The organism is Spongiimicrobium sp. 3-5, from assembly GCF_046557915.1.
Classification (GTDB): Bacteria; Bacteroidota; Bacteroidia; order Flavobacteriales; family Flavobacteriaceae; genus JBHEBG01.
Genome location: NZ_JBHEBG010000002.1, coordinates 71,697 through 84,701 on the forward strand (window position 1 = coordinate 71,697; position 13,005 = coordinate 84,701).

The window sequence follows — 13,005 nt, forward strand, 5'->3', positions numbered from 1 at the left end:
GATTGGCCTTTGAGTTTGTTTCCCACAAGAACAAATGATCAGAAACAACAATGGCAAAAGTGATAATTTAGAAAAGGGTTTCATCTATCAATTCGGTAAGTTTTTTTATTGGCACCAACACCTTTTATGGTTAGTGATTTCCATTCTTTTGGTAGAACCGGATTATTTTGAATAATACCATCATCGGTTATATCTAAACCGGCAAAACCAAATAGAACACTTTGTAACATTCCACCCGCACCCGTTGCAAAATATGAAAAGTTAGAAGTTGCCACTTCAGATAAGGCACCAAAAGGAGCCTGCTGATTAGGCACGTAGCTTTCCTTAAAAAGGCGGTAGGCATTTGTTACGTCACCCTGCCTTGCATATAATACTGAAAAAATAGACTTACCCATTGCAGGGCCATCTTTGGATAACTTTGGCTCGTAATATTTTAAGTCTTTAAGTATAGCTCCTTTGTCATTTATTATATTGAGCGGAAAAGAAAGTAAGTTTACATCTGCTTGTTTAATGATTTCACCATTATAATTTTCGTGTTCTTTAGTAGTACCATCTTTAAGTTTAAGGATTTTAATTTTTTCTGATACCAATTGCCACTCTGGCTTTGGCGTTTCTCCAACTTCGATGGCCGCTTTGATGGCAAATTTCAAAGCCGTAATTGCAGCCCCATTGGTAAAGGCGTTATCATTTACATTTGGTGCAAATTCATTGGCCCCCACAACGTTATTGATTGAATAGGTACCATCACTATTTTCAGTAACTCTACTTACCCAGAAATCTGCCACTTCTTTCATTAAAGGATAGCCTTTTTGGGTTAACCACTTTTTATTTTTGGTAACACGGTAGTAGTTCCAAAATGCAATGGCTATATCTGCCGTTATATGATGTTCAAAAGGCCCAGTAAGTGCAAAAGGTGGCGTGGCCTCCTCTCCTGTATCATCGCTCTCCCAGGGAAACATAGCTCCTTGATAGCCATAATTCATAGCCCTCTTTTTTGCCGCATCTAAGCGGTCAGAACGATAATTGACTAAGGAGCGAGCAATATCCTGATTAAACATCACTAAGGGTGGAAACATCCAAAGTTCTGTATCCCAAAATATATGACCATTATAAGGTGTTTGCAAGGAGAGACCCATAGGCGCAATACTTAAATCAGAATCACCACGACCAAAAGCATACAAATGATATAATGCTAAACGAACGTCTTGTTGTGATTGTATATCTCCTTCAATAATAATATCTCCTTCCCATAATTTGCTCCATTGCGCTTTATGCTGAGCTAGCAATACTTCTTTAGAATTCAATAAATTAAAGATTACCATTCTTTCTGATTCAGATTTTGGGTCTGAAAAATCTTTGGTAGTGCATTGCGCGCCAGTCCATGCAAAATCTAAGTTTTCATTTTTCTTTAAGCTGTAATCAAATGATAAGGTGTTTTCATAGTCTGAAATAACTTTATGACTCAGTTCTGGTCTCTGATGCTCTCTTGAAGAATTTATGTTGTGCCATATAAATGTACCCGACGTGCTAACCAGATGTTTACCAAATGGACTTTGGGCAACGGATTGCAAAATTGGCATGGTAGTTTCAACATCTTTTAATATTTGAAATGTATTTTTAGGGGTTTGATATTGTTTTGGTGTCAGTATTTTTCCAGTAACTTTTAAATCAATTTGTTTAGTAGCCTGAACACTAATATCTATATATCCGGTATACTGCAAATTACGGAGGGCATAAATCGTACATGAAATTTTAGTTTTATCCTTTAAATCAAAACTTGTGGTTAACGAAGCACTTTTCATATCCATTGTTTGTTGCCAATTTGAGATATTATCTTCTGTGATTTTTTCACCATCGATATACAAATCAAGATTACCAAAATTCATACCGTGAAGAATCTGACTCACTTTTAAATTAGGGTCAACGTCATAGACATTGTTTAGGACAACGTGCTGTATCTGAAAAGGCTTTGAGGAACTGAGCATTCCAATTCTGCCATTTGCAATGGCAATACCAGTATAATCCGAATTTTCATTCGTGCTTATATGCCAGCCATCATTTTGAGCAGTTATTATTGTACTTATAATAAATAATAACATGAAAAATAGTTTTTTCATTACAATTTGTTTTTTAGATGAATGTCAACAATTTGCTAAACCTATTATTACGTGTATCTTTTTTAGCAGTACTAATCTAATGGATTTTTAATGCTTTCAAAAGTATTTGTTGTTACGGGAATATAGGTTTCGGTGGTTTTGATGGAACTATAACCTAAATACAAATGGATCCGCCTGGAGTCTACCAAGGATTTCAAAAAATGGATGTGAATAAAAAAATGTCAAGTTTACTGAAGTTTATTTTTTGATATACAAAGTTCATTTATTTTTTCGCCTATTAGTTTAGATAGATTTTCAGCAGATGAGTAATGCAGGTGCGAACCGTCATATGACTGAAAGTTGGAAGTGTTTATGTCTATCCAATATCCTCCAATTTTTTCAATTTCATTTCTGATCTTTTTCTCATCAAAACCAAATTCTTTGTTTTCCCATTCCTGCATTGCCTTGGTCGAGGGAGGCCTAAAGGCCACAACATCAATATCTTGCTTGCGAAAATCTGCAAGTCTCAATAATAGATTCTCAATGATTTTTTTGCTTAATACCACATTATTGTCCGTTGCAAATTTTTTATACACCGGTAAAGCCTCACTAGGGTTACTTGGAATTTTATAAGAAGCAACCCAGCCATCTTTATCATATTTGCCAAAATAGTTCTCTCGAACTTCAATAAATCCCTTAAGATTGGTAGTGTCTTCAACAAAGAGCTTAGCTATTTCTGAAGGTCTGTACGCGGAAATACTAAAAAAAGGATTGATGTATAAGGTTTTTAAAACTTCAGAGTAGTTTACTTTTTTATATGATTTGAAGCTTTTGTTCTCAGCAGCTATGTCCGTTAATGGCCCTGGGTCAATACCCAAGACAACAATTTTAGTTTTGGATTTTGTATCCAATCTTGACAACAAAAAATCTAAATACTCATCATTGTAACCCAAAGCTGAATACCCAAGATTTACCCCGGTAAGACTTTCGTCTATTGCAGACAGCACTGATTCTACGGAAACACCACGGTATATTCTGGAGTTGCCCCCGATGACTATATTTTTTTTGGCCTTTTGATGGGTTTTTTTAATCCAAAATTCATTAGTGATTTCAGCATTGCTCCTTTTTAATGGAAGATAATTCTTAATGATTATCGTTGAAAACATAACTAAAAAGAAAGTCAACCCTATTTTATATCTTTTAATCATACTGGTTTTAAAACTGGAAATAAATGAACTGAGACCCTGGCCCTCTTAAAAACAAAATACATAAAACACAGACTACCATTGTTATGATATCTAAATCATACCTACGGCTTACCCTTACTATTTTATGGTATTCGTTTCCAAGAAAAAAACGATATTCAATAAAAACAATTATTATTAAAAAGACCAGATTATCAAAATATACCCTAAAAAAATTGAATTGGAAAGAGTTGAAATCAAATAACTTGAATATTATTTCGTTGGCATGAGAAACGGTTTCAGCCCTGAAATATACCCATGCGGCTAATACTTGGATAAAAACCATTACGGCCCTAACATTTTTATTTATCTTAATCTTAAGATTTGTTGAAAAAAACTTTTCAATCAATAAAAAAAGTAAATGCACAGCGCCCCAAACAAGAAATGTAAAACTAGCACCATGCCAAAGGCCCGATAAAAGCATAGTAGCAGTTAGAGCGAGTATCATTTTGAGTTTTCCATTTCTAGATCCTCCAAGCGGGATATAAACATAATCCCTAAACCAAGTTGATAGCGAAATATGCCATCGAGACCAGAAATCTCTTAGACTGGTTGCGGCATACGGGTGGTTGAAATTCATTCGAAAATGATAACCCATGTACTTTGCCAAACCTCTTGCTATTAGAGTATACCCATTAAAATCGCAATATATCTGAAATGAAAATGCGATCATAACAACCCACCAATATAGAGTCCCGTCGTATTGAGTTTTCCCTTCAAATGCCGAATCAACAAAAAAGGACAGATTATCAGCAATTACCATTTTTTGAAAAAGCCCATAACAAATCAACTTACATGCATTCCATTTTTGAGTAAGATTGGGAACTTTATAGTTTTCCAGTTGTTTCAGAAAATCCTTTGCTCTAACTATAGGTCCTGCCACAAGTTGTGGAAACATAGATAAATAACTAAAAAAGTGAAGTATGTTTTTTGTTGGAGTTAATTTACCCTTATAAATATCTATGGTGTAGCTCAGCGATTGGAAAGTGTAAAAACTAATACCTACAGGAAGAATGAGCATAAATTCAGGAATACTTTCAGCTAGGTCAATTTTCAGATGAAAGAGTCCAAAGAACCGCTCTAATATTGATGCGAAAAATAAACTATACTTAAAAATGGACAGAAAGCCAAGATTGCCTATTATGGAAATGGCCAATAGTGATTTGCGGAATTTAGGAAATTTAAAAATCCCTATTCCACAGCTAAAATCAATCAAACCACTTGCAATAATTAAAAACAAGAATCTCCAATCCCACCAACCATAAAAGATAAAACTTGCACTTACAATAAGTAACCATCTACTCGTCGCCTTTTTTCGAAACAATGGCCATAAAAGAAAAAATAGAATTGAAAATACTAAAAATTCTAATGAGTTAAACTGCATTGATTAGATTAAAATATGGCTAAAAACTGGTTGTATGGTTAATCTTCTTAAATCCAGCTCGAAGATATTAAATTTTAGTATCTGTTATCCCTTTACTAATTAAATTCCTTGCTATAGGATAAAGGCTGGGTAATTTAATGCGCTTTACTACCTTCACTGAAATTCTGTATTATAGGTCTATAATGGAATTGAAGTATTCGCAGAATAATATATTGATATCTGAGTTAATTGTTCACTTTTAGGTATATGGAATTGTACTAGTATTATGTATGTAATTTGTTATACTTCCTCAAATACTGGAAGTGGATAACAAATTCTTGCATGGATACCAATGAAAAGGGCCACTAATAAGTGACCCTTTGATCGTAGCGAGAGAGGGACTTGAACCCTCGGCTACCTCTTGTGGATATGAATCCTCCATTGGAGAGACAAAGCCTCCCTGACCCAAGCCCTGCCTACGCCCGGCTTTAAGAACCTTTTAGGCGCCACGCCCTCTTTTTTAGCATTGAAAAATGCTGTATGGACTGCCTTCCTTGGGCGATATTCAGGCATTTCGCGAGTATGTTGTTCAGAATATGTCTTTTATCTTAAATATTTGCGAAACCAGTGAAATAGTTCTTCAAATACTTCTTCTCGATATTCTTTTAATGAATGGCTTCCTTTTTCAAATTTTATCAATCGGTATGGAATCTTATACTTGGTCAATTCTTTGGCAAAGTCTAATGTAAAATTTGGGTGCAATGCTATATCATCTTCACCCTGTAAAAGAAGAATGGGTATATTTTTGGGAAGTTCGTTGACCCAAAAGATTGCCGATCTTCGTTTTAAAACTTCAGCTTTGTTTAGATTATAGTTGGGTATAAAATCGGACCACCACTCATCTAACAATGGACGATCTAAAATGGTTCTGGTTAGGTTGGTCGAAGGAGCTCCTAGGGCTATGGCTTTAATTTTATCGGTTTCTTTTATTGCTAAAAAGGTGGTCATACCACCACGACTCCAACCCAACATACCCAATTTTGACGCATCAACATTAGGTTGCGATTCCAACAAGGGGATAAGATTAAGAACATCATTGATATCTCTACCACCATATTCTTCTTTACCCTCGCCACCACCGTTTCCGCGGTACTGGCTTGCTACAACAACATACTCATGGTTGGCAAGTCTAGCAAGCTCCCCCAAACCTATGGATGCCGCATTGTGGGTCAACGAACCGTGTTCAAGACTTCCGCCTCTGTTATAAATAATAGCAGGGTATTTTCCTTGGGCCATAGGTTGCAGTAAAAAGCCTTTTACCCGTAAACTATCACTCCAATAGGTAATTCCAAAAACTTGTACTTTATTGAAGTGCTCAAAGCGACTTCGATCCAGAACCACGCTATCCCTTGATTCTGTGGATTTGATATACCCTATAAATTCTTCAAAGTTCTTCAGCTCTACCTTTTCTATAATATCGCCATTAACTTGCGCGAAAGCTTGAAATGTTAAGATTTGTATGAAAAATAGAATTAAAAATTTGCACATAGATTTAATCGGGAATGGGTTAGTTCTTCTTATCTATTCGGAGTTTTCCATTACTGTAACAAAATAGCATATATTTCAGCACGTACTTTTTCTATTCCTTCATGTAGTGGGCTATATGTAACGGTTCCTAAATTAATAGCGATAAAGTAGTAAAGGTTTTTCTTCGGAATATAATAAAGTTCACAACCGGCTCCGATTCCTCCGCCAGAATGCCCGTAGGCTTCTATCTCTCCAATTCCCACATAACTTAAACCTAATCCATAAGCCAACTCACCGTTGTCTCTTTTCACCCATTTTTTCATGAGTTCCAATGTTTTTTCAGATAGTAATTTACCTTCCATCAAACCTTTTAAAAACTTTATGGCTTCTATCGGTGTGGTTACGATACCATCATCACCAATCATGTGCTCAACATTTTTTCGTTGCAGGTAAGTGGCGTTTTCCACTATTCCTGTACTGTTTCGATCCCAATAACTGTTTACCAGTTCGGAATAGTTTAAAAAATTATCATCATTTCTATAAAAAGTATGAGTAAGACCTAATGGCTTAAAAATAGTATCATCAATAAATTTTGCATGGTCTCCGGTCAGTTCATCAATTATCAAAGCCAATAAAACACAATTGGTATTGCGGTAAGAATAGCGGCTCCCAGGTTCAAAATCAAGAGGCTTTTTCTTTATATAACTCAGATAATCTTCACCTGTAAAAGCATATTCAGGACTTTGCAGAAGCTTTGTTACATAGTTTGGGTTAAAATTGTATTCCGAAATACCTGAAGTATGGTTCAAGAGCATCTTTACGGTTATTTTTTCGGCTTCTGCCACATAGTTACTGATTTTTTCCGGAAGATAATCCGTGATAGGTTTATCAAGATCAATTTTACCCTGTTCATATAATTTCAAAATTGCCACGGCGTGATACGTTTTAGCCACGCTTTGTAAATATTGAAGATTACATGCTTGCATGGGGGTTTTGTCTTCAATTCGAGAATATCCCTTGGCGGTATACCACCAACCGTTATCGGAATATATGGCAATTGTTGCGCCCGGAGCTCCATTTTTTACAAGTTTTTCCATGGCCTTATTCAACGCTTCCGCACTTATAAAATTATCAACAGGTTCGGAAGGCGAACATGTGGCTTTTTCAACCCCTTGGGCGTTGAGATCGTTGAAAGCAAGAACGATCCAAATGATATAGCTATATGAGATAATTGTTTTCATGTTTTTCAATTATTAAAGTGCACTCTAGATCCAACCTGTAGAAGTGTTTCCGGTACAATGGGAATACTTTTGTTATACCCTTTCAGCACTATAAATTGATAGCTGGCAAAAGGTGACACATAGGTTTTTTCCGAATAATTATTGTGACCTATTGAGACTCCGACCGGAATGGCAAAGAGTGCCTTACCTTTTTTTCCAACGGGGACCCAGGTGTCATTTTCTTGCTTAAATGATTGGGTGGGCCGGGACGTTAACATATAGCCCGCACCCAATTTCAATTCGGTATAAAAATTATTGGTAATGGTGGGCCGCCATACGGCTTGGGAATATAGAAACAAGCCGTTTCCAACATTTTTATTGCGATACCATACCAGATTAAATTGTTGTACCCAGTTGTGATTGCCGTTATGGCTCACTTCCGTACCAATGCCAATACCAATGTTGGAAAAATTGGATTTCATGTTCTTAAAGGGCATTGAGAAGGAATGAAACTGTAAAGTAATAATTAATGGAAAATTCCTATAATCTTTGGAAAAATCACTTTGGCCATTCACAAATTGCGCTAAACAACAGACGATCAGAAAAAATAAAAGTTCTCGTTTCATGCTTAAAATAATAACAACACAAAAGTATGTTCCCTTTGGGGTCGAAATCCCTGTAAATTATGTCTTAAATGCTGAAGTGTAGTATTTAACCCTCTGAAATGTTACAATTTTGGTCGAAACCATCTTTTAAATGAAGGAGCTTTTGTACGGCTAACAGTAATGTTTAGGGGAAAAAAATCATTTTTATGAAGAAGTACTAGAATTTTCCCGTTTTCTATTCGCTTAAAACCAGAAATCAGATTACGATGTAATATATATTTCCTGTTCAGTCTAAAAAAAGTATCCTCTGGAAGTCTATTTTCAACTTTTTCCAAGGAATCATCCAAATAAAACTTTTTCCCGTTGGTATCCTGAGCTACCGTATAATCGGTATCAATGAAAAAACCAGCCAGATTATCAAAATCTAGTTTTAAATCTTTTTTGCCAATTTTAACGACAAAGCCATCTACTTTTAATTTTTCTTCCCTTGCTATCTTTTGCTCTGTTTTTTTCCATTGATTATAGTAGTAGAGCCCCAAGTAAATGGCATTTATAAAAAAGAACCAAATTCCGATAATAATAAGGTCTATGGTGTAGAAATCCAAAGGAGCCCCTTCGCCTTTGGCTATGAAGCTCGTCAGTTCCGTTAAAAAACTGATAATGAACAATCCAACAATGATTGTGGCCGGCAATTGTATACCCAAACGCCTTATTATACCCTTGCTGTATGGGAGTTTGATATCTAGGTATAAGATTAGTTTTCTTGTAAAGTACCAGGCGATATATCCGGTTACAGTATCAATTGTAAAGGTTAATATTAAAAACCCATTGAACTTGATATTTGCATAGGTAAGGTGATAATTGATAGCACTTATAAAAGGAATTAAAACAAGGAATATGGAAATATCCGGATAGTAGACAGATTGGTTTTCATTACTTTTTTCCATCAATAGATTCACCTATAAAGAACAAGGTTAATTTAAGTTAAAACTGCCGTATTATCGACTATCTTATAAAAATAATGAGATTCGCCTGCATATGGAAATAATTTTCCAAATCGGAACAGCTGTATTTATCGACCTATAAATCTCGGGAAGTCCTGAGCTAAAAATTTGTTCCATAAAACTAACGTTTTTTGGAGTCGAAGAATTCTACGTGGACCACCTTCCATGGCCTGTATTTTACGGTAAATCCTTTATGTGCCAGTTTATTGTGGGATCTGAAGCGGTCGATGAGGTTGGAGGTAAAACCCGTATATCTTTTGTTATGCCACTCCGAATACATGATGTAGACTACAAATTCTTGCATGGATACCAATGAAAAGGGCCACTAATAAGTGGCCCTTTGATCGTAGCGAGAGAGGGACTTGAACCCTCGTCCGCCTCTGGCGGATATGAATCCTCCGTTAGAGGGACAAAGCTTCCCTGACCCAGGCCCTGCCAACGCCCGACTTTAAGAACTTTTCCCTTGCCATGGCCTCTTTTTTGGAGTCGAAGAATTCTACGTGGACCACCTTCCATGGCCTGTATTTTACGGTAAATCCTTTATGGGCCAGTTTATTGTGGGATCTGAAGCGGTCGATGAGGTTGGAGGTAAAACCTGTATATCTTTTGTTATGCCGCTCCGAATACATGATGTAGACTACAAATTCTTGCATGGATACCAATGAAAAGGGCCACTAATAAGTGACCCTTTGATCGTAGCGAGAGAGGGACTTGAACCCTCGTCCGCCTCTGGCGGATATGAATCCTCCGTTAGAGGGACAAAGCTTCCCTGACCCAGGCCCTGCCAACGCCCGACTTTAAGAACTTTTCCCTTGCCATGGCCTCTTTTTTGGAGTCGAAGAATTCTACGTGGACCACCTTCCATGGCCTGTATTTTACGGTAAATCCTTTATGGGCCAGTTTATTGTGGGATCTGAAGCGGTCGATAAGGTTGGAGGTAAAACCTGTATATCTTTTGTTATGCCGCTCCGAATACATGATGTAGACTACAAATTCTTGCATGGATACCAATGAAAAGGGCCACTAATAAGTGACCCTTTGATCGTAGCGAGAGAGGGACTTGAACCCTCGTCCGCCTCTGGCGGATATGAATCCTCCGTTAGAGGGACAAAGCTTCCCTGACCCAGGCCCTGCCAACGCCCGACTTTAAGAACTTTTCCCTTGCCATGGCCTCTTTTTTGGAGTCGAAGAATTCTACGTGGACCACCTTCCATGGCCTGTATTTTACGCTAAATCCCTTATGGGCCAGTTTATTGTGGGATCTGAAGCGGTCGATAAGGTTGGAGGTAAAACCTGTATATCTTTTGTTATACCGCTCCGAATACATTATGTAGACTACAAATTCTTGCATGGATACCAATGAAAAGGGCCACTAATAAGTGACCCTTTGATCGTAGCGAGAGAGGGACTTGAACCCTCGGCCTCCGGGTTATGAATCCGACGCTCTAACCAGCTGAGCTACCTCGCCCTAGCATTTTTAAACGGCTGCAAATATAAAGTTTAATTTCCGCTCTGTCAAAATTAGCCAAGCAAAATATTATTTTGGGTTTTGTTTTTTTATCATGTAGAAATATATATATTGTCCGTTATAAACAAATTTGGAATGAGCGACAAAATTAAATATGAACTCGAGTTTGTAATTCAATCTTCACCACAGTTACTGTATCAATATTTATCCACGCCTTCTGGACTCTCGGAATGGTTTGCGGATAACGTAAACTCAAGGGGGGAGATGTTCAGTTTTATTTGGGACGGTTCCGAAGAAGAGGCTAAGCTCCTGAAAAGAAAAAGTGACGAATTTGTAAAGTTCGCATGGGTAGAACAGGAAGACGATAGTTATTTTGAGCTAAAAATCATTGTAGACGAAATTACCAAAGACGTTTCACTGTTCATTACCGATTTTGCGGAAGAGGACGAAGTTAGCGAAGCTAAAATGCTTTGGGAAAACCAAGTATCCGATCTAAAACAGGTATTAGGTTCTACTTAAGATTCTCTGCAATAAACCCTATATTTGGCCTTGAATTTTTCAAGGCTTTTTTTATGGTGAACTATAACGGAAACTTACTTCCAAGAGAGGAAAATAGCTTAAACCATACCAATAGGGGACTGCGCTATGGGGATGCCCTTTTTGAGACCATAAGGGTACTGAGCGGAAAAGTCGTTTTTTGGGAAGACCACTACCTAAGGCTAATGGCTTCTATGCGCATGTTACGCATGGAAATCCCCATGAATTTTACCATGGAATTTTTGGAACAACAAATTCATGATACCGTTACCGCCAATGGGTTGGAAAAAGCTGCCGCACGTGTACGTCTTACGGTTTTTAGAAACCCAGGGGGTCTTTACCTACCCAAAACCAACGACGTTTCTTTTGTTGTTGAGGTTGTACCATTGAAAACCGCAAACTATGTAGTTAATACAGCGGCCTATGAGGTAGAACTTTTTAAGGATTTTTATGTAAATCAGGATATATTGTCTACCCTTAAGACCAACAATAAGGCCTTGAACGTAGTAGGTAGTATTTTTGCCAAGGAGAACGGTTATGATAATTGTTTGCTTTTGAACAACTCAAAACAAGTTGTGGAGGCATTAAACGGCAATGTTTTTCTAGTAACCGGTAATACAATAAAGACACCTCCTTTGCAAGATGGATGCCTAAATGGGATTATTAGAAAACGGTTGGTAGCGCTATTGCTCAAAAGTGGGGACTATGTTATGGAGGAAGCTTCTATTTCTCCTTTTGAACTGCAAAAAGTTGATGAAATGTTCATTACCAATACTGTTATTGGTGTACAATCGGTTACCCAATATAGAAAAAAGAAATACGCTACCCAAGTTGCAACTGCCTTACTGAATATGCTAAATACTGACGTAAATGCTCAACTAAAAAGTATAGGGAGTACTAATTAAGGCTGGGGTTTTCCGGAGCATTGGACCATAACAGATAATTGCCGCCAAGTTCCATCATATTTTCTCTCCAAAAAGCGTTAGTAGATTTATGGATAATACCGCTCTCATACTTATTAGGAAGCACAATCCAAGATTTGGATGATAATTCCTGATCCAATTGAAGGGATTCCCATCCAGAATATCCCAAGAAGAACCGTATATCTTTATCGGTAATTACTTTTTTGTTGATAAGCTCTATGGTATTTTCAAAATCTCCGCCCCAATAAATACCATCGGATATTTCAATACTATTTTCTATCAGATGGGGTACTTTATGGATAAAATAAAGGTTATCTTGCTCTACTGGCCCTCCGTTATAGACTTGGAAAGGTATCTCAATTTCTGTAATAAGGTCATTAATACTATAGTCCAAAGGTTTATTAAGAATAAATCCTACGGATCCCTCCTCGTTATGTTCTGCCAATAATACAACGGATCTATTAAAGGATACATCCCCTGTAAGTGTGGGTTCTGCTATTAAAAGTTTGCCTTTTTTAGGCTTTAAAATGACCATGACCGGATAGTAAGAATTTTAAAAATAAGACAATTCTTATAAAAACCAAAAAGTGTAACAATAAAAAAGCATCCGTTAAGACGGATGCTTTTACTGTATTGTGGAACTATGGATTAGTTTACCGCTTTGCCTAAATCGGCTCCTGCTTTAAACTTAACAACATTTTTAGCTGCAATCTGGATAGTTTTTCCTGTAGACGGATTTCTACCTTCTCTTGCATTTCTTCTAGATACGGACCAAGATCCGAAACCTACTAGAGACACTCTACCACCTTTTTTAAGAGATCCTTCTACATTCCCTAAAAAAGATTCTAATGCCTTTTTTGCCGCGGCTTTTGTGATGCCAGCGTCAGCTGCCATTGCATCGATTAATTCTGTTTTGTTCATAATTTAATTAAATTTTGTTAAAATAATTTGAATGCTGAAACAAATTTATACGGATTTGCGGTTAACACAAGTAAAATCAAGGGAAATCACCGTTTTT

15 protein-coding genes and 1 tRNA gene are annotated in these 13,005 nt (G+C 36.9%); 2 read left to right on the top strand and 14 right to left on the bottom strand.

All coding sequences use genetic code 11. The annotated features are described in order from the left end of the window. Positions 1-80: 80 nt before the first annotated feature. The 12 genes from ACEQ81_RS08470 to ACEQ81_RS08525 form a co-directional block, all read right to left on the bottom strand. The gene (locus tag ACEQ81_RS08470; RefSeq protein WP_411030447.1) at positions 81-2,117 is read right to left on the bottom strand and encodes a glycosyl hydrolase family 95 catalytic domain-containing protein; all 2,037 of its coding nucleotides are present in this window, start codon (positions 2,115-2,117) and stop codon (positions 81-83) included. 227 nt (positions 2,118-2,344) lie between these two features. Beyond that, complete coding sequence (locus tag ACEQ81_RS08475; protein ID WP_411030448.1) at positions 2,345-3,304, bottom strand: hypothetical protein; 960 nt, start codon at positions 3,302-3,304, stop codon at positions 2,345-2,347. A gap of 7 nt (positions 3,305-3,311) precedes the next feature. Further along, positions 3,312-4,496, bottom strand: coding sequence for an MBOAT family O-acyltransferase (locus tag ACEQ81_RS08480; RefSeq protein WP_411030449.1), 1,185 nt, complete (start codon positions 4,494-4,496; stop codon positions 3,312-3,314). A gap of 810 nt (positions 4,497-5,306) precedes the next feature. Beyond that, complete coding sequence (locus ACEQ81_RS08485) at positions 5,307-6,251, bottom strand: alpha/beta hydrolase family protein (protein ID WP_411030450.1); 945 nt, start codon at positions 6,249-6,251, stop codon at positions 5,307-5,309. A gap of 50 nt (positions 6,252-6,301) precedes the next feature. Continuing rightward, entirely contained in the window at positions 6,302-7,471 is a 1,170-nt protein-coding gene (locus tag ACEQ81_RS08490; RefSeq protein WP_411030451.1) for a serine hydrolase domain-containing protein, read from the bottom strand. 5 nt (positions 7,472-7,476) lie between these two features. After that, positions 7,477-8,076 carry a hypothetical protein gene (locus tag ACEQ81_RS08495; RefSeq protein ID WP_411030452.1) on the bottom strand — a complete coding sequence of 200 codons (600 nt, stop codon included), beginning with the start codon at positions 8,074-8,076 and terminating at the stop codon, positions 7,477-7,479. A 101-nt stretch (positions 8,077-8,177) separates the two neighbouring features. After that, the gene (locus ACEQ81_RS08500) at positions 8,178-9,002 is read right to left on the bottom strand and encodes a LytR/AlgR family response regulator transcription factor (RefSeq protein WP_411030453.1); all 825 of its coding nucleotides are present in this window, start codon (positions 9,000-9,002) and stop codon (positions 8,178-8,180) included. Positions 9,003-9,180: 178 nt separating this feature from the next. Then, positions 9,181-9,363, bottom strand: coding sequence for a GIY-YIG nuclease family protein (locus tag ACEQ81_RS08505; RefSeq protein ID WP_411030454.1), 183 nt, complete (start codon positions 9,361-9,363; stop codon positions 9,181-9,183). 97 nt (positions 9,364-9,460) lie between these two features. Beyond that, positions 9,461-9,712, bottom strand: a complete 252-nt coding sequence (locus ACEQ81_RS08510) for a GIY-YIG nuclease family protein (RefSeq protein ID WP_411030455.1) — start codon at positions 9,710-9,712, stop codon at positions 9,461-9,463. Positions 9,713-9,809: 97 nt separating this feature from the next. Beyond that, positions 9,810-10,061, bottom strand: coding sequence for a GIY-YIG nuclease family protein (locus ACEQ81_RS08515; RefSeq protein ID WP_411030455.1), 252 nt, complete (start codon positions 10,059-10,061; stop codon positions 9,810-9,812). A gap of 97 nt (positions 10,062-10,158) precedes the next feature. Then, positions 10,159-10,410 carry a GIY-YIG nuclease family protein gene (locus ACEQ81_RS08520; protein ID WP_411030456.1) on the bottom strand — a complete coding sequence of 84 codons (252 nt, stop codon included), beginning with the start codon at positions 10,408-10,410 and terminating at the stop codon, positions 10,159-10,161. 43 nt (positions 10,411-10,453) lie between these two features. Next, positions 10,454-10,527: transfer RNA gene (locus ACEQ81_RS08525), tRNA-Met, on the bottom strand. A 135-nt stretch (positions 10,528-10,662) separates the two neighbouring features. Between ACEQ81_RS08525 and ACEQ81_RS08530 the strand changes: the two genes are divergently transcribed. Both ACEQ81_RS08530 and ACEQ81_RS08535 read left to right on the top strand, forming a co-directional pair. Then, on the top strand, positions 10,663-11,046 hold the full coding sequence (locus ACEQ81_RS08530; RefSeq protein WP_411030457.1) for an START-like domain-containing protein: 384 nt from the start codon (positions 10,663-10,665) through the stop codon (positions 11,044-11,046). A 53-nt stretch (positions 11,047-11,099) separates the two neighbouring features. Then, on the top strand, positions 11,100-11,969 hold the full coding sequence (locus ACEQ81_RS08535; RefSeq protein ID WP_411030458.1) for an aminotransferase class IV: 870 nt from the start codon (positions 11,100-11,102) through the stop codon (positions 11,967-11,969). On the opposite strand, the gene ACEQ81_RS08540 is transcribed toward ACEQ81_RS08535, so the two are convergent. After that, the gene (locus ACEQ81_RS08540) at positions 11,962-12,522 is read right to left on the bottom strand and encodes a YqgE/AlgH family protein (RefSeq protein ID WP_411030459.1); all 561 of its coding nucleotides are present in this window, start codon (positions 12,520-12,522) and stop codon (positions 11,962-11,964) included. The genes ACEQ81_RS08535 and ACEQ81_RS08540 overlap by 8 nt on opposite strands. A 113-nt stretch (positions 12,523-12,635) precedes the next feature. Then, positions 12,636-12,908, bottom strand: a complete 273-nt coding sequence (locus ACEQ81_RS08545; RefSeq protein ID WP_411030460.1) for an HU family DNA-binding protein — start codon at positions 12,906-12,908, stop codon at positions 12,636-12,638. Between the last annotated feature and the right edge of the window lie 97 nt (positions 12,909-13,005).